General features: G+C 61.8%; 18 protein-coding genes. 2 read left to right on the forward strand and 16 right to left on the reverse strand.

Annotated elements, in window-relative coordinates; genetic code table 11:
- Window positions 1–149: 149 nt before the first annotated feature.
- The 4 genes from DRB19_RS15965 to DRB19_RS15980 all read right to left on the reverse strand — a co-directional run bounded on the left by DRB19_RS15965 (window position 150) and on the right by DRB19_RS15980 (window position 4,361).
- The gene (locus DRB19_RS15965) at window positions 150–1,421 is read right to left on the reverse strand and encodes a four-carbon acid sugar kinase family protein (RefSeq protein ID WP_210207484.1); all 1,272 of its coding nucleotides are present in this window, start codon (window positions 1,419–1,421) and stop codon (window positions 150–152) included.
- Between the two features lie 16 nt (window positions 1,422–1,437).
- Window positions 1,438–2,706 (reverse strand): ribulose-bisphosphate carboxylase large subunit family protein, encoded by a 1,269-nt coding sequence (locus tag DRB19_RS15970; protein WP_245439560.1) that lies wholly within the window; start codon window positions 2,704–2,706, stop codon window positions 1,438–1,440.
- A gap of 5 nt (window positions 2,707–2,711) precedes the next feature.
- Window positions 2,712–3,251: a VOC family protein gene (locus DRB19_RS15975; protein ID WP_114187027.1), complete on the reverse strand. Its 540-nt coding sequence runs from the start codon at window positions 3,249–3,251 to the stop codon at window positions 2,712–2,714.
- Window positions 3,252–3,344: 93 nt separating this feature from the next.
- A complete protein-coding gene (locus tag DRB19_RS15980; RefSeq protein ID WP_114187028.1) occupies window positions 3,345–4,361 on the reverse strand; it encodes a TRAP transporter substrate-binding protein in 1,017 nt (338 codons plus the stop codon).
- Window positions 4,362–4,464: 103 nt separating this feature from the next.
- On the opposite strand from DRB19_RS15980, the gene DRB19_RS15985 reads away from it, so the two are divergent.
- Together DRB19_RS15985 and DRB19_RS15990 are read left to right on the forward strand one after the other, a co-directional pair.
- Window positions 4,465–5,520, forward strand: a complete 1,056-nt coding sequence (locus DRB19_RS15985) for a LacI family DNA-binding transcriptional regulator (protein ID WP_114187029.1) — start codon at window positions 4,465–4,467, stop codon at window positions 5,518–5,520.
- 103 nt (window positions 5,521–5,623) lie between these two features.
- The gene (locus DRB19_RS15990) at window positions 5,624–7,492 is read left to right on the forward strand and encodes a TRAP transporter large permease (RefSeq protein WP_114187053.1); all 1,869 of its coding nucleotides are present in this window, start codon (window positions 5,624–5,626) and stop codon (window positions 7,490–7,492) included.
- A gap of 35 nt (window positions 7,493–7,527) precedes the next feature.
- Here the strand turns inward: DRB19_RS15990 and DRB19_RS15995 are convergent, their stop codons facing one another.
- The 12 genes from DRB19_RS15995 to DRB19_RS16050 form a co-directional block, all read right to left on the reverse strand.
- The gene (locus DRB19_RS15995) at window positions 7,528–8,907 is read right to left on the reverse strand and encodes an FAD-containing oxidoreductase (protein ID WP_114187030.1); all 1,380 of its coding nucleotides are present in this window, start codon (window positions 8,905–8,907) and stop codon (window positions 7,528–7,530) included.
- A complete protein-coding gene (locus DRB19_RS16000; RefSeq protein WP_114187054.1) occupies window positions 8,904–9,368 on the reverse strand; it encodes a DUF4126 family protein in 465 nt (154 codons plus the stop codon). Before DRB19_RS16000 ends, DRB19_RS15995 begins: the two co-directional genes overlap by 4 nt.
- Window positions 9,369–9,685: 317 nt before the next feature.
- The gene (locus tag DRB19_RS16005; protein WP_114187031.1) at window positions 9,686–10,249 is read right to left on the reverse strand and encodes a DUF1003 domain-containing protein; all 564 of its coding nucleotides are present in this window, start codon (window positions 10,247–10,249) and stop codon (window positions 9,686–9,688) included.
- A gap of 94 nt (window positions 10,250–10,343) precedes the next feature.
- Window positions 10,344–11,369, reverse strand: a complete 1,026-nt coding sequence (locus DRB19_RS16010) for a Gfo/Idh/MocA family protein (protein ID WP_114187032.1) — start codon at window positions 11,367–11,369, stop codon at window positions 10,344–10,346.
- A complete protein-coding gene (locus DRB19_RS16015) occupies window positions 11,366–12,322 on the reverse strand; it encodes an MDR/zinc-dependent alcohol dehydrogenase-like family protein (RefSeq protein WP_114187055.1) in 957 nt (318 codons plus the stop codon). The genes DRB19_RS16010 and DRB19_RS16015 overlap by 4 nt, the downstream gene beginning before the upstream one ends.
- A gap of 187 nt (window positions 12,323–12,509) precedes the next feature.
- Complete coding sequence (locus tag DRB19_RS16020; protein WP_114187033.1) at window positions 12,510–13,544, reverse strand: UDP-glucuronic acid decarboxylase family protein; 1,035 nt, start codon at window positions 13,542–13,544, stop codon at window positions 12,510–12,512.
- A 100-nt stretch (window positions 13,545–13,644) separates the two neighbouring features.
- Complete coding sequence (locus tag DRB19_RS16025; protein ID WP_114187034.1) at window positions 13,645–14,754, reverse strand: CgeB family protein; 1,110 nt, start codon at window positions 14,752–14,754, stop codon at window positions 13,645–13,647.
- The gene (locus DRB19_RS16030; protein WP_114187035.1) at window positions 14,751–15,845 is read right to left on the reverse strand and encodes a CgeB family protein; all 1,095 of its coding nucleotides are present in this window, start codon (window positions 15,843–15,845) and stop codon (window positions 14,751–14,753) included. Before DRB19_RS16030 ends, DRB19_RS16025 begins: the two co-directional genes overlap by 4 nt.
- Complete coding sequence (locus DRB19_RS16035; RefSeq protein WP_114187036.1) at window positions 15,842–16,954, reverse strand: CgeB family protein; 1,113 nt, start codon at window positions 16,952–16,954, stop codon at window positions 15,842–15,844. The genes DRB19_RS16030 and DRB19_RS16035 overlap by 4 nt, the downstream gene beginning before the upstream one ends.
- On the reverse strand, window positions 16,951–18,084 hold the full coding sequence (locus DRB19_RS16040; RefSeq protein ID WP_245439562.1) for a glycosyltransferase family 4 protein: 1,134 nt from the start codon (window positions 18,082–18,084) through the stop codon (window positions 16,951–16,953). The genes DRB19_RS16035 and DRB19_RS16040 overlap by 4 nt, the downstream gene beginning before the upstream one ends.
- 37 nt (window positions 18,085–18,121) lie before the next feature.
- Entirely contained in the window at window positions 18,122–19,237 is a 1,116-nt protein-coding gene (locus DRB19_RS16045) for an SDR family NAD(P)-dependent oxidoreductase (RefSeq protein ID WP_114187037.1), read from the reverse strand.
- Window positions 19,234–20,346, reverse strand: a complete 1,113-nt coding sequence (locus tag DRB19_RS16050; RefSeq protein ID WP_114187038.1) for an NAD-dependent epimerase/dehydratase family protein — start codon at window positions 20,344–20,346, stop codon at window positions 19,234–19,236. Before DRB19_RS16050 ends, DRB19_RS16045 begins: the two co-directional genes overlap by 4 nt.
- Window positions 20,347–20,348: the final 2 nt, after the last annotated feature.

Genomic DNA, 20,348 nt, shown 5'->3' on the forward strand with positions numbered 1-20,348 from the left:
GGCTCTTCAGGGACCGGTGGGGATCAAATCAGCCGTGGCGGAAGCACCCCATAGTCACGTGCTTAAGGCTAAGCCTTCCAATGACCCGGAGCTGCCTTTGAGCGTTCCATTCAACAGCCCCGCCTGCGCTGCTGGCGTTTGCGCGGCAGTCAATCCGCCAAGAATGTCTCGAAAAGCTGCGTGTGACCCATCTGGCCGCCCTTCAGCAACAAGTGCATGTTGTCCCGGGCCTTGTCGCTGCTGCGAGCGACGCTGACCGCAACGCCGTTGCTGATCTGGCCCTGGTAGCCGAGGCCCCAGAAGCCGAGGCGGCCGACGATCTTGCTGGAGGTGTCTCCCCCGGCAATGGCCAGTCTCCGGACCGGGTGCCGCTTGAGGATGCTGTCCACGACGAGTCCGCTGAGATCGGCCAGGGAATCTGTGGCTGCCGGCGGGGCTTCGCCCGTCTCGGGAGCGGTGGAAAGCATGACATTGAGCCCTTGAGCGAGTGCCGCAACCGCCTTGTCGACAACCTGCTCACGCAGGTGCGCACTCGTGGTCAGATCGTCCGGATCGACCGGAATACGATGATAGGATCGAGCTGCTGCGACCTGCCCTCTCGTTGTGGGCGAAAGACTTCCCACGAAGGCGAGCACGGGCCCTGGCGCAGCCGACGGACCGCTCAAGGAATCCCCTGCCTCCTCGAAACAGGCTTGAGCAACGCTGCTTGCTCCGACCATTAACAGAGACCGTTGCTTACTCTGGCTCTTGCAGAGACGACCGACCGCTTCGACATGGCATTGTTCGAGGGCATCGAACAGAATTGCCTGCGAACCCTGGGATAGCCGCTCCCATTCCTCGCGAACCAAGTGGTCGCTTTTCACGAGCAAGGGCCAGTGAATCGCTGCGACGGCCGGCAATCCGAGTAGGGTCAAATGCCGGCGCAGATCTGCCTCTGTCATTGGTGTCGCCGGATGGCCGCTCATGGTAGGATGCCGATCAAGCCGGAAGACGTCTCCCTCCAATCCGGAGGCAGCAAAGAGGTTAGAGAAGGCGCAATAGCGCCCAAGTGACGGCTGCCCTCCGACAATCGCCACGCCTGGATGATCCACATAATCCCGAAGCACGGAGATAGCGGCTGCGATATTGCCGCGCTCCGGCGCGCTGTCGAAGGTCGAACAGCACTTATAGTGGATGACGCGAACGCCGAGCCGGCGAAAGAACTCTCCCACAGGGGAAAGTTCCGAACGGATTTCCGCACGCGTCATAGTGCGCGCTGCGCCGGCGATCCCGACCGCGTCGAGTTCTCCGACCTCCGCAAGGTGCCGCTCTTCGGGCAATCTCAGGAAGAGGAAAGCGCGCTGACCTCGACGGGCCAGCGTCGCCAGCGTGTCCGTCGCCCCGGTGAAATCGTCTCCATACCAACCGTAGGACGGCGTCACTGCGAACTCCTGGTCATCAGGCCTTGTCGAAGAACGCGTGGGCATCGGCCAGCGCCCGGTGACGGGTGCGCGCAACCGCAAGATCCTCGCCGGCCTCGACTGCGCGCCACGCTTCCCGAATGCTCGCAACGCCCTCGGCCGGGCCGCCCGGATGGGCCATGATCCCGCCGCCAGCCATGAAGAGAAGATCAGTCGTGCCTACTGCGTTGTATGTCTGCCCCACCGTTCCGGCCCACTGGCCGGAGGAAAATGCAGGCATGACCCGATCGTCCTCGTCGCAGCGCGGCGTCAGGCAATCCTTCGCACTCGCCACGACTTCCGCATCGTCCTGGGCGAATTTACCGCCAAGGCCATGAACATGCATGTGATCGACCCCGGCGAGACGCCACAGGGTCTGGTAGGCTTGAAAGCCGATGCCGAGCGCGGGATGCCGCGAGAGCGCACCATAGCCGTTGCGGTGGCCGTGAATGGCAAGATCCGTGCTGCGCCGCAGGGTTTCCACTGCCGAGTAGCCGCACCAGTTCAGGCTGGCCATGACGCAGCTTCCGCCCTCCTTCGTGACGAGATCCGCATGGCGTCGCATGGCATCGGTCTCGTCAGTAATATTGAACGCCACCATCACGTGCTTGCCCGTTTGGTCCTGGTGCCGGCGAACAGCCGCCATCACGGCAGGGATGCGGGCAGACAATGGTGCGTGGTCGGGGTTCGCGGCGATCTCGTCATCTTTGATGAAGTCGAGTCCGGCTGCGCATAGGCGCTCCACGAGCGCAGCGATTTCAGCGGCTGATAAGCCCACATTCGGCTTGATTATCGAGCCGATGAGAGCGCCCCGGGCCACGCCTGTCACGCGCCGCGTCTGCGTCACACCCTTTCGCGGCAGGGCGTAGCGCTTCCTATATGAGCCTGGCAGACGGAGCGATTCAAGTCGCAGGCCCGTCACCTCGCCGAGATCGAAGAGGTTGCCTGCGACGGTTGCGGCAAGTGTCGACAGGTTGACGCCGACATTAGCGAGCGGGAACCGGACGATGACTTCACCCCGGCGGGACCGATCTGAGATGCCCTTCCGGTCGAGCCACGCACTGCGCATGGAAGGCTGCTCGACTTCCCCATGGTCATGGACAACAACGACTGTTGCCCGGGCGCGGGACCGGAGTTCGTCGGTCTCTCCTTCGACGCGGGTGAAAGTTCCACAGGATTGCTCGCCGGCCATGATCTCGGCGACCTTGTCGAGCGGCAGCGGGGTCTCGACGAGATAGGTCGCCTCGAAATGCGTGTCGGACATCATGGTTCTCAGATCCGGGAGAGATCCGGAAACGGGCGCACAGGATCGCGGCCGTCCCAACCCTCGGATGCGTCCTTGATCAACTGAAACATCTTGCCCTTCGGACCTGCGACCTCGGAAAGCTCGATCACCGTACCGGGATGGTATTCAGTGTCGAAATACACGAACCGGCCGCGCTCGCCGACCTCCCCGCTCATGACGGGCGCGAAGCCCAGGGCCGTCAGGCGCTCCAGATCCTCGTCATAGCTCTGCGTCCAGTAAGCGACGTGCTGCAATCCGCGATGTCCGGCTTCCCTGAAGTCTCGGTACATAGACGGTGCATCGTTGCGAGTTTGGATGAGCTCGATCTGCAGCGGCCCCGAATTGGCAAGTGCAACCGAATTATGAGGTTGATAAGACTCGCCCCGGTAGGTGTAATTCTCGATAGGCACACGCTCCTTGTAAAAGAACGGCCCTACGCCGAGAACGCGCGACCAGTAATCCATCGCGGCTTCGATGTCGTCCACGACATACCCGGCCTGTCTGATTTCACCCAGAAATCGGCTCATGTTCTAACCTGCAAAACTCAAGGAAGGCACGGAGCCTCGGCTCCGTGCCGGAAGGAATAGGTCCCGGCTTTGCAGGCCGGATCACGGAAGGTTCTACGCAAGGGTTCCGACGACACTCTCAAGATGGCCCCAAGCCTCCGGACCGAACTTCTGCTTCCATTCCGTATAGAACCCGGCCTCACGAAGCTTCGCCCGGAAGCTGTCGGTGTCACATTTGTTGAAGGCCAGTCCCTTGCTCTGCAGATCGGTCTGTACCGACTCGTTCAGCGCCTTGATATCCTCGCGCTGCTTCAAGCCCGCCTGATTGATCGCGCGGGAGACAATTTCCTGGACGTCGGCCGGCATGCCGGACCACTGCCGGCCATTGGCAATGAACCAATACCCGTCCCAGATGTGATTGCTCAGGGCACAGGAGGATTGAACCTCGTAGAGCTTCGCCACCTGGATGATCGGGAGCGGGTTTTCCTGGGCGTCGACGACCTTGGTCTGCAGCGCAGTGTAGACCTCACTGAACTGTAAGCTGGCAGGCGCGGCGCCGAGGCCGGAAAACATCGAAATGCTGATGGGGCTGACCGGAACCCGGATCTTCAAACCCTTCATCGAGTCGGCATTCTCGATGCGCGCTCCGCTCGTCGTCATCTGGCGGAAGCCGTTGTCCCACATGACATCGAGCGCATGAAGCCGCGCGTCCGCAATGGACTTACGGACGAACGCCCCGACGGGACCGTCCATTGCCGCCCATACCTGATTGTAGTCCTTGAACGCGAATCCGACGGCGTTGATGGCCGCTACCGGCACCAGGGTGGCGATCACCAGCGCTGAGGGGGTGAAGAACGTCAGAGCACCGTTGCGCACCTGCGAGAGCATGTCAGTGTCACCGCCGAGCTGATTGGCCGGGAAGATCAGCATCTCGACGCGTCCGTTCGTCTCCTTGGCGATCCGATCGGCGGCCTCTTTTGCGCGAATGTTCAGGGGATGGCTCAGAGGCAGGTTATTGCCGTAGCGCAGAGTGATTTCGGCCGCCTTAGAATACCGGGGAATCGAGAACAGAGATATTGCGGCTGGCGCGGCTGAAAGTCCCTTGAGAACTGATCTTCTGCTGATTGTCATGACATTTCCTCAATGAGCTACATTTTGTTCTTTTCTAATCAAAAAATTGATCATAAGAATGATGCGGTCAAATCGTTTTTTTGATGTTTTTTGATGTAACTCTATGAACATTCACGCAGAAAAGCCTCGATTGAGCCGACGCATCACCATCATCGACATTGCCCGTGTGGCGGATGTTTCGACCGCAACGGTCGATCGCGTTCTCAATGGTCGGACCGGGGTCAAGGCAGCAACCGTCAAGCGCGTGATGCGGGCGGCGGCCGAGCTCGGCTATGTGGATGAAAGCGACGAGCGTGCTCGCGACGTGCGCCCCCTATTACCGGTCTCGTTTATTCTGCCACAGGGAAGCAACCGCTACATTACCATGCTTGGCCGCATGATTGCCGAGATGGCGCCTCAGCTCGAGCGTTTCTCGCTCAAGCCCACGGTGGAGTACATCAGCAGCTTCAATCCCGACCTTCTTGCGAAAGCCCTTCATCGCCATGCGAAGTCGGCGGACGCCGTCGTATTCATGGCCATCGAGCATCCAATCGTGCGGGAAGCGGTCAACCGCATCTCCGCCGCCGGCACTCCGGTGGTGACATTGATCTCGGACGTGGCAAGCCCGGGGCGGACTGCCTATTTCGGCCTCGACAACCGAGCCGCCGGCCGCATGGCCGGCTATCTTCTCGCCCGTTTCATCTGTAAGCGCCCTGCCAAGGTCGCCATGATCGCCGGCAGCCTGAGCTACCGCGCTCATAACGAACGCGAGATGGGCTTCCTCAACATTCTCCAGGAGCTCTACCCTGACATCGAGGTCGTCGGCTTGCGCGAGGGGCACGATGACGAAGCGCTCAACTACCGCCAGATGCGCACGTTCCTGACCCACCATCCGGATCTTGATGGAATTTACAATATCGGCGGCGGCGCATCCGGCGTTGGACGCGCTCTGAAGGATGCCAGACGGGAGCAGGAGGTGGTGTTTGTGGGACACGGCCTCACCGGCGACACCCGCGAATTCCTCCTCGACGGCACGATGGACGCTGTCATAACCCAGAACGCGGAGGACACGATTATGAAGTGCGCCTCCTTGCTCCGGGACCTGCGCGAGGGCAGAAAGCCGGACAACGCACCTGATCCTATGCGGATCGAGGTCATGTTTCGAGAGAACTTGCCGTGATGCGGAATGGCTTGCGCCGGAGTTTCCGAGCGGCCACGCTGTCGGACCAGGATGAAGCTAAAGACGGGCGGCGATGCCCGAAGAACAAAGCCGGGAGGAATGGATGACGATGGTCACAGAGAGTATGCACATCGAACCGCTCGAAGATCTTCCGATTGGTTTGCGGGCCGGCTCACCCCTCCTGCGCCCGATCGAAGTGATCGCAGCCACTCTGCTGACGATCATCATTGGGCTTCTGTTGATGGGCGTGACCTCGCGGTATGTGTTTTCGTTCCCAGTGGTCTGGGTGGATGAAGCAGCCTCGATGTGCTTCCTATGGCTCGCAATGCTCGGAGCCGTCATCGCCATCGACCGCAACGAGCACCTGCGCCTCACGCTCTTCCTTCAGATGATGCCGGAGCGCATTCGCGGCTTCTTCGGCGCCCTGGGCCCGCTCCTCGTTGCCGTCTTTCTCATTGGAATGCTGTGGCCCGCGATCGAGTACGCGATGGAGGAATCCTACATTACCTCCGCGGCGCTCAACATCCCGATGACCTGGCGCGCCTCCGCCCTTCCGGCCGGGATCGGCCTGATGGTGATCCTCGCACTCCGGGATGCGATACGATCCGCCAGCCTAACGGAGATCGCGGCGGCGACCGGCGTCGTCGCCTTCGCCCTCGCGGTTCTGTGGCTCGTCTCGTCGTCCTTGCCGGCTCTCGGACACCTCAACATCCTGATCTTCCTCGTGGGTTTCGTGACCTTCTTCCTGGTCATTGGCGTGCCGATCGCGTTCTGCTTCGGCCTCGGCGCCCTAGCCTTCATGACCTTCACGAGCTCCCTGCCGACGATCGTGCTGATCGGGCGCATGGATGAGGGTATGTCGAGTCTCATTCTTCTGTCGGTTCCGATCTTCGTCCTGTTGGGCTGCATTCTCGACGCGACCGGCATGGGCAAAGCCATTGTGGAATTTCTCGCCTCCATGCTGGGCCACGTGAAGGCCGGCATGTCCTACGTGCTGCTGGGATCGCTCTTTCTGGTCTCCGGCATCTCCGGCTCGAAGGTTTCCGACATGGCGACTGTCGCGCCCGCCCTCTTTCCCGAGATGAAGCGCCGCGGCCATAAGCCGAAGGAGATGATCGCCCTTCTGGCAACGGGTGCGGCCATGGCCGACACGGTGCCGCCTTCGATCGTCCTCATCGTTCTAGGCTCGGTTGCCGGCGTGTCGATCGCCGGTCTGTTTACATCTGGCTTCGTCATCGCAATGGTGCTGCTCGCGGTGCTCGCCATTCTGGCGCGTTGGAAGGCGCGGGGCGAGGTCATGGACGGCATCCGCCGGGCGCCGATGCGCGCGGTCGGCAAGGCACTGGTGATTGCAGCGCCTGCCCTGCTGCTCCCCTTCCTGATCAGAAGCGCCGTCGGCGGCGGCCTTGCCACGGCGACGGAAGTATCCACCATCGCGGTGCTCTATGCTATGATCATCGGGATGGTTCTCTACGGCGGCATTCGCCCTGGCAAGATCTACGACATGCTGGTGGAGACGGCCGCGCTCTCCGGCGCCATCCTGATCATCCTGGGCACAGCCTCGGCCATGGCCTGGACCCTGACGCAGACCGGCTTCGCGTTCAGGATGGCGGCGCTGGTCACCGATCTCCCAGGCGGCTGGGTCACCTATATGATGGTCACGATCGCGGTCTTCATGGTGCTAGGCTGCGTGCTCGAGGGCCTGCCGGCGCTCGTACTGATGGCGCCGATCATGTTCCCGATCGCTAAGAACCTGGGCATTCACGACATTCACTACTCGATGGTGGTCGTGACCGCGATGAATGTAGGCCTGATGGCCCCTCCAATCGGGATTGGCTTCTACATCGCCTGCAAGATCGGCAACGTGTCTCCAGACGAGGCCATGGGCGCCATCTGGCCCTATATCGGCGCACTCTTCATCGGCCTTCTGGTCATTGCACTGATCCCGGCGCTCTCGACGGCGTACCTTTAGTGGTCGGCTGAGCTGCCAAAGGGTGGAAGCCGGTCCTACGCAACCGGCTTCATCTCCCCGATGAGGGTGGGGATGAGTTCTGAAACGGTGGGATGGATCGGCACAGCCCATTGCAGGCCCATGTAAGACGTACCCGCATTCATGGCGTCGACGATGCCGTGGATCGCCTCATCGCCCCCGGTGCCGAGGATGGCGGCGCCGAGGATCTTCTGTGTATCCTGATCCACGACGATCTTCATGAAGCCTTGCGTCTCGTCCTTCTCGATGGCGCGCCCGACGCGGCTCATGGGACGCTTGCCGACAAGCAGCGGTCGCCCGCTGGCGCGGGCTTGCGTCTCGGTCATGCCCACACGGCCCAGAGGCGGGTCGATATAGAGCGCGTAAGCCAGAACGCGCTCGCTGACGCGGCGACTGCCACCGTCGAGAAGATTGGCGGCGACGATCTCAAAATCGTTGTAGGCCGTGTGAGTGAAGGCTCCACGTCCATTGCAGTCCCCGAGCGCCCAAATTCCAGGGACATTCGTGACAAGTTCCTCATCGACCTGAATATAGCCGCGGGAATCCAGGGCGACACCTGCCTTGTCCAGGCCGAGATCGTCCGTATTCGGACGGCGTCCAACCGCCAGTAGAACGTCAGACCCCGCGACCTCCGGCTCGCCCGAGCTGCAATTGACGCCGACGGAAACGCCGTCCGGATGGCGCTCGAATCTAATGCATTCCGCGTTGGTCCGTACAACGATCCCCTCGCCTTCTAGGATCTCACGAATCGCCTCCGACACGTCCTGGTCCTCTCGGGCAATCAGGCGCGGGCCCTTCTCGACGATTGTCACCTGGGCGCCGAAGCGGCGGTACATCTGCGCGAATTCGAGTCCGATATAGCTACCGCCTACAATGACCAGATGCTCGGGCACCTTGTCCAAGGCGAGGATCGAGGTGTTGGTGAGATAACGCACGTGATCGATACCAGGCATGTCGGGCACCGAGGCGCGGCCGCCCACGTTGAGAAAGATGCGCGGTGCGCTCAAGAGCTCATCGCCGACACGGAGGCGATATGGTCCTTCGAAGCGCGCATGGCCTTCGATCACCGTGCAGTTTGCCAAGCCATGGAGCCAAGTCTCGAGGTTGCGCCGCGCATTCGAAGCAACCGTTTCGGCGCGCGCCTTGACGCGAGCCATGTCGATGCGCACGGGCGTATTGAGCACGATTCCATAGTCAGCGCCCCGTCGGGCGAGGTGTGCCGCGTAGGCGCTAGCAACGAGGGTCTTCGTCGGCATGCAGCCTGTATTGACGCAAGTCCCACCGAAGAGCTTACGCTCGACGATCGCGACAGACATGCCGGCGGCAGTAAGCCGTCCGGCCAGGGAGGGGCCAGCTTGCCCTCCCCCAACGATGATCGCGTCGAAGCGGCGGGTCATTGCGCGGCCGCCACGATGAGAAACGCGGCCCCGACGGCGATCCCGTCCTCGAGGATCGCCGCCGGCGAATCCCGACCGAACACAGAGGCAAGCTTTGCTCTCGCTGCGCGCCCGCCGAGCGTGCCGATCACCGCACCTGCCGCCCCGGCGACGGCTCCGGGGAGCCATCCAGCCGATGCCATGCCAAGGGCCGCGCCGCACAATGAGCCGATGAGGATCCGCGTTCCGAACTGGATCGGCACGGTACGGCTTGGGGTCGAGGGGAGTTGATCAGTAATGAATTCGCCGATGGCCAGAATGGTGAAGATCCACGGCGTCCACCTGTAGCCGAGGAATTCCAGCCATGTGTCGCCAAGGGAGATCCAGCCAAGGGACGCCGCCCAGCTTACAGCTGCTGGAGCCGTCATGGCCCGCAACCCGGCGACGACGCCGATGAGAAGCGCCAAAAGAATGCCTACCATCCGAAGGATCTCCGCAGTCGGGTCCGATTCGAGCTTGGCCGCAGGCGAGATTCGCCTGCTCTCCAGGAAAAGTAAACTGGGGAATACGAGCACGCGTATGGGCATGCACGAGCACTTCAGGCCCGTGCGGTAAGTTCAGCGGGAAAGCCACCTCTAATACTGTCGGGCATGCCATTTTTTCAGCAGCGGCCGCCTCGCCAGATGCCGCTCAATGTCACTGCCGGCTCGAGGCCTGGACCTGAAAGCTAGACGTTCGAGAGATCTCAAAGCTACGTGGCGATAGTGCCGGTGTTAGGCCGAAAGGAAGAAGGCACCCTTCATGTCTGCTCCGCAATCTGGTCTAGGACCTTTTCGGGGGCGACATGTTGCTCAAGCTCGGAGTAGCTCGGGTCGCTGGCCTCCTCGATCCCGAGACGTCGGGCAATTTGCAGGGTGAGCGTGAGCAGGCGCGTGATCTCGTGCTCGGACAAAAGGTTCGTTTGCAGATCGAGCTCGGACCGACGTTCTGCGGCGTCCGCGGCTCTGTTCTGGCTGATCAGCACGAAGGTCGAAAGGAATATGGCCTCGACCGATGCAAAGGTCGCGAGGATCACGAAAGTCGGGTCGAATGGCGGCACAAGGGGAAGCCAGCCCAGGTTCACCAGAACCCATAGAATGACAAGCACGAGGTGAATGTAGACGAAAGCCATGCTTCCGGCGAAGACTGTTATGGCGTCCGCGATCCTCTCCTGCAATCCGGCTTGCCGCTCCTCTTCCTCGCGCTTCTTGCGCAGAACTTCGATGTTTCGATCGAGGACCGAGGAAAATGAGCCTGGGTTCAATTCCGCCGTGCTGACATTCGCTCCGGCCGCTTTCCGCTGGCCGTCTTGCGACTTTTCCATGAGCCACTCCTTTGCGCCACCGGGGTTAATGTTCCCGCGCAGGAACGGTTCGGCGCGGCAAATGGCCCATTCGTCGCTCCCTGACGGAGCCGAATTATCTTGCATAGATCTCGTCGATGACCCTGGCTACCTCGATGACCCGCTTCGCCTCAGGATCAAAGCGGTCTCCACGAGCGAGGCGCGCCGCCCATTCCGCAGCCGCCCGTCCACCCCAAGCGTCCGGAGGGCTTGCAAGAGTTTCGCGGGATGTGCCGCGGTAGCGCTCTGCGATGAAATCATAAAAGGAGCCATCGACATTGCGCAGCGCCACCCCGCCGTTGGTTCCGTAGAAGGTCGCCGCGATGACTGCGTCGCAACCGGCCTGAAGGCGCCAGGAGCACGCCAGCTGCACAGCTGTGCCAGTGTCGAGCTCGACGGTGGCAATGGCGTAATCCTCCACTTGCCCAGCGCAGTGTCTCAAAGGCTCCCCGCCGGCAAAGAGCTTGCTCGAAGTGCTGGAGACGCCGGGAAAGTCCAAGCTCCACAATGCGAGATCAACGAGGTGAACACCAAGGTCCATCACACATCCACCGCCCGACAGCGCAGGATCGTAGAACCACGCCTTATCCGGACCATACGCGTTGTGAAACACGAGGTCGGCCGCATAGATCCGCCCCAGTTCCCCCGAGCGGATGATGTCGCGGATACGCCGCATCCCTTCCGCGGAACGATAAGAGAAGTCCACTCCCAACAGGCGATCCGCCGCCTCGGCGGCGTCGACGACGGCCTGCACCTCGGCTGTCGTTCGACCAAGCGGCTTCTGGCAAAAAACGGCGACACCTTGTTTGAGGGCCTTGATCGACTGCTCCGCGTGCATGGCGCTTGGCGTCGCGATGACGATCCCGTCCACTCCCTCGGCAAGCAGGTCGTCCACCGTGGTCATCAGCTTCGCGGCGGGCGCAAGCAGCCCGGCCTCGGCTGCCATCTCGGCCGAGGGATCGGCGATGGCTACGACATCGACCATACCCGTTGCAAGGATGGCCTGCATGCGATGACGCCCGATCCAGCCTACGCCCAGGAAGCCCAGCCGCGGACGCCTCAGGGATGCAAGCGGCGGTATTTGAGCGCCAGACCGCGTCATTCAAACGTCACCAGGGCCTTGAGGAAGCCATCCGGCCGGTCGCGCGTCGCGTTGAGAGCCTCGTCCAACCGTTCCAATGGAAACCTGTGCGTATAGAGGGCGCTGGGATCAAGGCTCCCGGACGCGACGGCCTCGACCGCCTGCCGGATGCCCTCGACGTAGATCTTAGGATCACGCTCATGTGCGTTGATTACGTCCAGGCCGCGCCAGTTCCAGAGCCACATGTTGACCTGCCGGGGCCCGTCCTGGTGGTAGCCGGCCACGATTAGCTTGCCCCGCTCACGTGTCAGTTCGGCCGCAAGGTCGAGCGGCCATTGCTTGCCGACAGCCTCGATGACGCGGTCGCAGAATACGCCGCCGGTCAGACTCTTGACCTGCTCGATGATGGCATGATGATCCTCCATGAGAATGGCCTCCGCAGCCCCCATGGCGCGTGCAACGTCCAGAGAGAAGGACCGCCGGGAGACGGCGATCACCCGCGCTCCGGCGTCGGTAGCGAGTCTGGTCAGAATCGCGCCGAGAAAGCCTATGCCGACAATGGCGACGGTCTGCCCTGCCCTGATGTCGCTGCGGCGGAAGATGTTCATGGCGCAGCCAAGCGGCTCGCCGGGGAATGGCTGACCGGACAGGGAGGGCGGCAGGCGGATCACCGCGCCAGCATCGGCAATGTCGTATTGCGCGTAGGACCTGTAGGAGAGCGCTGCGACCCGGTCGCCCATCGCGAAGTCTTTGACCTGATCCCCGACCGCGTCCACGATGCCCCATCCTTCGTGGCCGAGAGAGCCCGGCTCGGTTGGGAACGTCATCCAGTCCGGCCCCGCCCAGGGCGTCAGGTTGGAGGCGCACACGCCGCATCCTTCCAGCCGGATGCGGACCTGCTCAGGCCCCGGCTCCGGAATCCCCGTCTCCATCACTCGAAACGATCCAGGCCCGGTCAGGACAGCAGCCCGCATCCGGTTGATCGCAGCACCCGTTCCACCAACCCTAGAGAAGGTGCTGTCGAGGGAACCGCTATCGCGGCCGAGCAACTCGTGTTTCTGCAAGTTTCTCTCCACGGCGTACACGGTCCATTCCATGTTGGTCGGAATACAATTTGCCTCCGCGAGTCACGCTATCAGGCTCGTCCGGCAGTGACGACGTTTATGCCGGGCCAGCCGGAACCGTGATTTCACGGTTGATGGAAGTCCGAGCAGATGCGCCCTCGCGGCTCCGCTCATCCGAGAACCACTTGATTGTCTCTTCGAGGCCCCGTTCGAGCGATGTGGAAGGCGTCCATTTCAGGAGTTCCACCGCGCGTGAGATGTCTGGGCGGCGGCGGCGTGGATCGTCAACCGGCAGCGGTTTTGTTATGATCCCAGACGTCGAGGCCGTCATCGCCAGAACGCGGCTTGCAAGGTCGAAAACGGTCAGCTCCAGGGGATTTCCGAGATTAACCGCGCCAGGGAATTTCCCCTCAAAGGCCATCAGACGCATGAAGCCTTCGATGAGGTCCGACACGTAGCAGAAGGAGCGCGTCTGGCTGCCGTCACCGTAGATCGTGATGTCCTCCCCCGACAGGGCCTGGCAGATCACATTCGACACGACCCGTCCGTCATCGGCCCGCATTCTCGGACCATACGTGTTGAAGATGCGCGCCACTCGCACGTCCGCACGGGCGGATCGATCGAAGTCGTAGGTAAGCGTCTCCGCCGCCCGCTTTCCTTCGTCATAGCAGGCTCGGGGGCCGGTTGGGTTCACGTTGCCCCAGTAGCTTTCCTTTTGGGGATGAACCTCTGGATCACCATAGATTTCGCTGGTCGAAGCCAGAAAGAAGCGCGCACCAAGCTCCTCGGCGAGCGTGAGCAGGTTGCGAGTACCCACGACGCTCGTCAGCATCGTATGCTCCGGAAAGGCCTGATAATGCGGAGGCGAGGCCGCACAGGCGAGGTTGTAGATTTGATCGAATTTCGGTTTCTTGGAGCGGAGGCGAGCTGGAATCGGTTGAATGACGTCGCTTTCGACTAGGTCGAAGCGCGGTTCCCGCTCAAGGTGGCGCAGATTCTGCCTTCGCCCCGTCAGAAGACTGTCAAGAGCAACGACGTGCGCGCCTTCGCTGAGAAGAGCGTCACACAGGTGTGATCCGAGAAAGCCGGCTCCGCCGGCGACCAGAATATGTTTGCGACTGCCATTCACCATGAAGACGCTCTCCCTCTGCGGGCAAACAGTCAATCGGACATCTCTGAACGAACGTCATGGCTTGGTGTTTGTTCGACGCTAGCCCTAGATCTGCTTGTCATCACGCACGAGCCGCCAGCGCTGGATGCCGTTTGTCGCGTCGAGCCTGGAGTGCCTCAGCCAGGTCCTCTTCCAAGGAGCGCGCACGATGATCGGCCGTGTGCTCCGCCATGATCCGCTCCCGCGCCGCCCTCCCCATGGCTGCCGACATTTCGGGGGTCCAAGTGTCGATGACATTCATGACATCTTCAGAACTTTGCGCGAGGGCGATCTCTCTTCCCGGCGCGAGGAGCGTTTCGATGCCGTTCCAGATATCGGAGATGACAGGGGTGCCGCACGCTGCGGCTTCGAAGAGGCGAACGCTCGGGCTGAAGCCGGCGCGGATCATGTCCTCCCGCGTGACGTTCAGAGTGAAACGGCTCGCGGCATAGAAGGCCGGATGCTCGCTTGGAGGCACGTGATCAATGCGCTCCACATTCGTTGGCCATGGGATATCCGCCGGATATTGCGGTCCCGCCACCACGAACCGCAGGTGCGGAGAGCGTCGCGCCGGCTCCACCAGAAGCCGCTCAAGGGCAGGCTGCCGGTCAGGGCTGTAGGTCCCGATATAACTGAGGTCCCACCGTTTCCCATTATCGAGCTGGGGGTAGGCGCCTGGATCGACGGAGCAGTACAGCTCCCTGGCGGCGGGCGAGCCATAGCGGTCCATCAAGAGGTCGAGCGTCGGACCACCCGTGAACGAGAAATAGATGTCGTATCCAGGGATCAGATCCGGGCTGAGATACTCGTAGTCTCCGCGCTTGAGTTTCGCGAGCGTCACCGGGGTGTCAATGTCGTAGAAGGCCGAAATCCCTCCTGCGGTGCGTTGAACGAGACGGCCGACCTCAACCCCATCGGGTACAAACGAGCCGACGATGACGGCATCGGCTCTGCTGATTTCCTCCCGATGCCGCCCGAGATCCTCCAAGCCCGTGTAGAATTCAAGGCGGCAGAAGTCAGGGTTGCTCAGGTCCCGCTGGGCCGCGTACCAAGGCATGTCGCGTTCGAGGAAGAGAACGTCATGTCCTCTCTTCGCGAAAGCCTTCAACAGGGCCCGGAACGTGGTCGCATGTCCGTTTCCCCACGACGAGGAGAGGCTCAACCCAAGAACGACGATGCGAAGTGGTGTCACGCGACGCTCCTTTCGCGTTTGCGTGAGGCCTCGGCCTTTAGGATCGCGTCGACCTGGGCACCACGGCGTGCGTAGGTATGGTCGGCTATGATCCTCGCCCGCGCGGCATCACCAATCCGCCTTGCCTGATCGGAGGTCAGCGCCCCCACATGGTCAGCGACATCCTTGCCATCGCGGGCCACGAGCACCTCTTCGCCCTCCTTCAGGAAAAGCTCCAAACCTACCCAAGCGTCGGTGATCAGGCAGGCCGCTGCGCCCGCTGCCTCGAAGACACGGGTTGCGGGTGAAAAACCTGTCGCGGCCATCGAGTCCCTGGCAATATTGAGAACTGCCAAAGGGCTTGCATTGAAGGCGTTGTGATCGCGTGTATAGACGTGCCCGATGTGACGGACGTTGGACGGCACGTTTTTTGTGTCCCACCCGTTGCCGCCGATGATGAAGCTCCGATCCGGCAGGCGTGCCGCCGGCTCCAGGAAGAACTGCTCGACCCGCGCCTCGCGGTCCGGCAGCCGGTTGCCGAGAAAAGAAAGGTCTGCCTTGAATCGCTCGTCCGATGGAACGGGGTGATGGGTCGACGAATCGAGTGCGTTGTAGATCGGCACGCAGCGGCGGGCACCGAAGCCTTCATAAGCCTCGACGACCGGCGGGCCGCCGCCGTAAGTCAGAACCATGTCGAGGGACGGCATCGTGCGGCGCAGAGGGTGATCCGGGTTAGCCTGCAGTTCGGCTAACGTCGCCGGAGCGTCCACATCCCAGAAAATCCGGATCGTATCTGGGCGAGACGCCGCGATAACACCTTCCAGGAGTTCATCATCGAAGACACCGACGCCTGAGGCCTTCACAACCACGTCGGCTCGCGCCACCTCCGCGATCACACCGCGGAGCGCTTCCTCCGTTGCGGGATACACCTTCACCTCGGCCCAATCCGGGGGCTCCATATCCCGGTGTTTCTGACGGTCGAAAGCATCAGGTTCGTAGAACGTGACGCCGTATCCCCGTCCGGCCAAGTCGCTCAGGAGGCCTCGGTAATAGGTTGCGGCCCCATTCCAATAGGAGGACAGGAGGCTGGACCCATAGAAGGCGATCTTCATGCGGTCATCTCCATTGACACTGGAGCACCATGCGCAGCCAATATGGCGAGGAGCTGATCCACCCTGTGGGAACAGGAATGCCGGCTTCGGATGGCGGTCAGGCCATTTATCACGAGGGCGGCTCGCAGCTCCGGATCGTTCTTGAGGGCGATGAGGTGACGTTCCATCTGCGCCTCGTCCTGCGCCACGAGATAATCCGTGCCGGGATTGAATAGGTTTTCGGAATCGCGCCAGGGAGCAGACACGAGAGGAATGCCGCAAGCGAGTGCCTCGAAGACCCGAATGGTCGGTATTCCCGGAAGCAAGTCCACATAAAACCGGCGCGGGACGTGGACCGTCGCAAGGTGCTGCGCGAATATCTCCGGCGCGCGGGCATTCGGCAGCCAGCCGCGATAGGTTACGCCGTAGCTTGTGAGCATCGAGAGTGCATGCTCGGGGTATCGCACGCCGTAGATCTCGAGCGGCAATCCCACCGTTTGCGCCGGACGGAAAAGGAAGCTTTCCAGTTCCGCGCTTCGCTCATCGTCGCCCCAATTCCCGATCCAGACCAAACCCCGCCTCTCCGTCTCTTCCTGAGGAGGATGAAAGAGGCGCGTATCCGCTGCCTCGTGCCAGACATGGACACGGTTGCCCCAGCCCCAACTGCGGTAGACCTCGGCCAGGGTTTCGCCGAAGGCCAGAACTCCGTCGTATCCGTCGAGATCAAACTGCCGGATCGCACGCGGGTCGCTGACCGCCCGGTGATGGGTGTCATGGAAGAGAAGCGTGAAAGATGCCCCCTTGCTCCGCAATCGACCGATTGTCGCAACGAGCCAGGGCTCGTTCCACTCGTGCACGATCACCGCATCCGCGTCCGCCAGCATCGCACCCAGATCGACATCCGGCGTAAATGTACGCGACGAGAGATCGGGATAGAGCCGATGATAGGCCTCCAATCCAGCCTCACCGTGATCCTTCAGAAGATTCTCCAGGCTCCAAGAACCCTCAGGCTCATAAGCGGCGACCGCGTGCCCCCGCCCCCTGAGTTCACGCAGGACCCCTCGGAGGAAATGGGCGTTCCCATGGTTCCAGCAGGACGCAAGGGAGTGAGTGAAGTAGGCGACCTTCATGCCGCGTCCTCGACGGAGGAAGTATTCCGTTTCGCATCCAGGAGGGACCGGTAGACGCTTAATACACTCATGCTCATGCGCTCGACATCGTAGGCTTTCGCTGCGTCCTGGGCGCGGCGGCCCATGCATGCGCGCTCGTCCGCATCATCCGCTAGCTTCTCAATAGCCTTCGCAAGTTCTTGATCGTCATTGGGCGAGACGAAGAGAGCGGCGCCATCCCATAATTCGCGAAAGGTCGGGATATCGGACAGGACGAGAGCGCAGCCTGCCTGCGCTGCTTCAAGGACGGCGAGGCCAAATGGCTCGTAATGTGCGACGGAGGCGAAGATCGGCCTTGCGCCGAGATGTCTTTCGACTTGAACATCTGTCAGTCGACCGAGGGTCTGGACGTGCCTCGCCGAAACCTGCGCCCCGTTGGGCCCGACAAGAGGCCCGGCGGCTAGCACCGGAACCGACAGCCGTTTCGCCGCTCGGTCGAGACTGACAAGGTTCTTGCCCTCGTCCCACAACCGTCCCGCCGTGAAAGCGAATAATCCGGGTGTTGCGCCCGCGGCAGGTTCGGCTGCGCGGCGTCCGTTGTGAACAACCACAGGCAGCGTTTCGAGGTCATAGCTCTGGGCTGTCGCTTTCGCGAAAGCTGCCGTCGGCGCGAGGACCATGTCAGCATTCAGGCAGCCGTGGCGAACCAGATCGGCTCGCCAAACGAAGTCTTCCGGCAATGGACCAGAACGGACAGATTGCCACCACGTGGCAACGCAGGAATGACAGACCGCAACCACAGGAGCCGGAAAGGAGGCGTCCGCCGCCAAAGCGGGGCTGTTGAGGTGTACGATATCCGGATCCACCTGCGCCGCCATTCGGGCAACAGCCCTTCCGGCCGCGACGACTTCGTCCCGGCCCGCAGCGATCCAGTCCAGGGGCAGCCCCATCGGAATGACCCGGACGCCGGCCGTCTCCGCCATAGCCTCTTGGTCGGGGGACGGCGCGGGCCCGAGGACCGCGAGGTCAATTCGGACCCCATAGGGACGCAGCCCCTCGCCCAAGTCGAGAGCATACTGCCAGACGCCGCCAACAGCGTCAGCCGTCATGAAGACATGGAGGCGGGAGCTTTCTTTCACCGACGAGGACACGTGCCCTCCAGCCACATCGAGCCGCTGCCGGCGCCCCTCATGACACAGCCTCCGCGCGACGGCGTTGGGTGCCCTGAGACGCCGATGCTGCCGGGTGCGGCTCCTCCTGTAGCCATTGAGCTAAGGCCGCGACGCCCTTGCGCCATGGCGTCGGCGGTTTCAGTCCGAGATCCTGGGCCGCCAAGTGCGTATCGGACACGTAGTAGCGTTGATCACCGGCTCGCCAATCGGAATAGGACGCTTCGACAGGGCGGCCGATGATGTCTTGAATATGGGCGAGGAGTTGCCTCAAGCTGATCGCATTATCCGGACCGCCGCCCAGATTGAAGGCGCGACCTTGAACGGCCGCGATATTCTTCCAGGCACGCGCGTAAGCATCCACCGCATCCGAGATATCGAGCACGTCTCGAACCTGGCAGCCATCGCCGTAAATGGAGATCGGCTGTCCGTTCAGAGCGCGGATCAGAAAATGCGCGACCCAACCCTGGTCCTCGGTACCCATCTGCCGCTGACCGTAGATGCAACTCATGCGAAACACGCAGGTGGGAATTCCGAACGACCGGGCATAGTCGAGGACATATTGGTCGGCGGCACCCTTGGAGCAGCCATAGGGGGTATGGAAATGGAGCGGACGCCGCTCTCCTATGCCTGTGCGGCGGATCGCCGGATCGTGCGGAACGTATGCATCATCTCTCTTATCGAGCGCGATATCCGCAAGATCGCCATAGACCTTGTTGGTAGACGCGAAGATGAGAGGGACAGGCTCACTCCGGCGGCGCAGGGCATCGAGCAGGTTCAGGGTTCCGCGAATGTTGACCTCGAAGTCCTCGCGCGGGTCCACAAGGCTCGTGGTGACCGCCACCTGGGCGGCCATATGAAAGACTGCCTTCGCCTCGCTGGCTGCTTTGGTCACGGCCTCCTCATCGCGCACATCGCCGATGATGGCGGAAACTCTGTCGGGATGCCGCTTTCGGAGCCAGTCGAGATTACGTTCGACACCCGGGCGGGCGAGCCTATCGAAGACGAGAACGTCATGGCCCTCGTTGGCAAAGCGATCTGCGAGATTGGAACCTATGAAGCCCGCGCCGCCCGTGACGAGAACCGGACGGCGATCAAGAATTGCAGGCGCACCCGAGTGTCGGTCAGACTTCATGCCACGAGACCCCGAGATTCGAGTTCCTTGCGAGCCTCGTCAACAAGGTCCTTGGCCTCCTGCTTAGCCACCCATTCGGCCAGCTCGGCGAGTCCCTCCGAGAAATCCTTGCTTGGCACATATCCGAGTTCCTGCTTGATCTTGGAGATGTCTGCGATGCAGTGACGGATATCGCCGAGGCGAGCTTTGCCGGCGATCTCCGGCTTTGTCGGACGGCTCATGGCTTGACTCAAAAGCTCGGCGACTTCCGTCACTGTCCTGTCCTGCCCGCTCCCGACGTTGAACACGCCACCGGGCGCCTTTTCATGTTCAAGCGCCAAGAGAAAAGCCTGCGCCACGTCCTCAACATGCACGAAGTCTCGCCGCTGCTCGCCATCTTCGAAGATCATCGGGGGCTGACCATTGTGAAGTCGCGACGCGAAGATGGCGAGGACGCCCGTATACGGATTCGACAGGGCCTGGCCCGGGCCATAAGCGTTCCACAGCCTGAGCGCCACGCCCTCCATGCCGTATGCGGAAGACAATGTCAGGGTCAGTCGCTCCTGGACATATTTCGAGATAGCATAGACGGACGCCAGGGCGGGACGCTTCCATTCCGGCGTCGGCACCGGAACCATCGGCCGCCCCTGCTCATCCAGTGGATCCCAAGAGCTGCTCTCGTGCTTGCGAGGCGTACGAACCACGTCCTCGCGGATCTTCCCGCTTGCGTCCTGGTAGAGCCCCTCGCCGTAAATACTCATGGACGAAGCGACCACCACACGCTGGACAGGGTTGTCGATCAATTGCTGCAAGAGGACAGCTGTCCCGTAATCATTGACCGAGACGTAGCGATCCACCGCATACATGCTCTGACCAACGCCCACTTCTGCCGCAAGGTGCACAACTTTCGTGGCGCCCTTCAGGGCCCGGAGCAGTGCCGTTTCGTCCCTCACGTCTCCAACAACAACTTCGACCTCAGGATCGAATCCGTCGGCTTGGGTCTTGGCCCCATGAACCTGCTCGATGAGGCTGTCGAGCACACGAACCCGATGCCCCCGCTCTAAACAGGCCCTAGCAACATATCGACCGATGAAGCCCGCACCGCCGGTAATGAGAATGGTATCAACCACGG

It is taken from the genome of Microvirga aerophila, assembly GCF_003332305.1.
GTDB lineage: Bacteria > Pseudomonadota > Alphaproteobacteria > Rhizobiales > Beijerinckiaceae > Microvirga > Microvirga aerophila.

Excerpts from the sequence above, each read along its gene's own strand:
- DRB19_RS16005 (WP_114187031.1), bottom strand. The coding sequence starts at position 10,249 with ATGGAAAAGTCGCAAGACGGCCAGCGGAAAGCGGCCGGAGCGAATGTC.
- DRB19_RS15975 (WP_114187027.1), bottom strand. The coding sequence starts at position 3,251 with ATGAGCCGATTTCTGGGTGAAATCAGACAGGCCGGGTATGTCGTGGAC.
- DRB19_RS15995 (WP_114187030.1), bottom strand. The coding sequence starts at position 8,907 with ATGACCCGCCGCTTCGACGCGATCATCGTTGGGGGAGGGCAAGCTGGC.
- DRB19_RS16020 (WP_114187033.1), bottom strand. The coding sequence starts at position 13,544 with ATGGTGAATGGCAGTCGCAAACATATTCTGGTCGCCGGCGGAGCCGGC.
- DRB19_RS16030 (WP_114187035.1), bottom strand. The coding sequence starts at position 15,845 with ATGAAGATCGCCTTCTATGGGTCCAGCCTCCTGTCCTCCTATTGGAAT.
- DRB19_RS15990 (WP_114187053.1), top strand. The coding sequence starts at position 5,624 with ATGACGATGGTCACAGAGAGTATGCACATCGAACCGCTCGAAGATCTT.
- DRB19_RS15985 (WP_114187029.1), top strand. The coding sequence starts at position 4,465 with ATGAACATTCACGCAGAAAAGCCTCGATTGAGCCGACGCATCACCATC.
- DRB19_RS16015 (WP_114187055.1), bottom strand. The coding sequence starts at position 12,322 with ATGCGGGCTGCTGTCCTGACCGGGCCTGGATCGTTTCGAGTGATGGAG.
- DRB19_RS15980 (WP_114187028.1), bottom strand. The coding sequence starts at position 4,361 with ATGACAATCAGCAGAAGATCAGTTCTCAAGGGACTTTCAGCCGCGCCA.
- DRB19_RS16010 (WP_114187032.1), bottom strand. The coding sequence starts at position 11,369 with ATGACGCGGTCTGGCGCTCAAATACCGCCGCTTGCATCCCTGAGGCGT.
- DRB19_RS15970 (WP_245439560.1), bottom strand. The coding sequence starts at position 2,706 with ATGATGTCCGACACGCATTTCGAGGCGACCTATCTCGTCGAGACCCCG.
- DRB19_RS16045 (WP_114187037.1), bottom strand. The coding sequence starts at position 19,237 with ATGAAGTCTGACCGACACTCGGGTGCGCCTGCAATTCTTGATCGCCGT.
- DRB19_RS16000 (WP_114187054.1), bottom strand. The coding sequence starts at position 9,368 with ATGGTAGGCATTCTTTTGGCGCTTCTCATCGGCGTCGTCGCCGGGTTG.
- DRB19_RS16035 (WP_114187036.1), bottom strand. The coding sequence starts at position 16,954 with ATGAAGGTCGCCTACTTCACTCACTCCCTTGCGTCCTGCTGGAACCAT.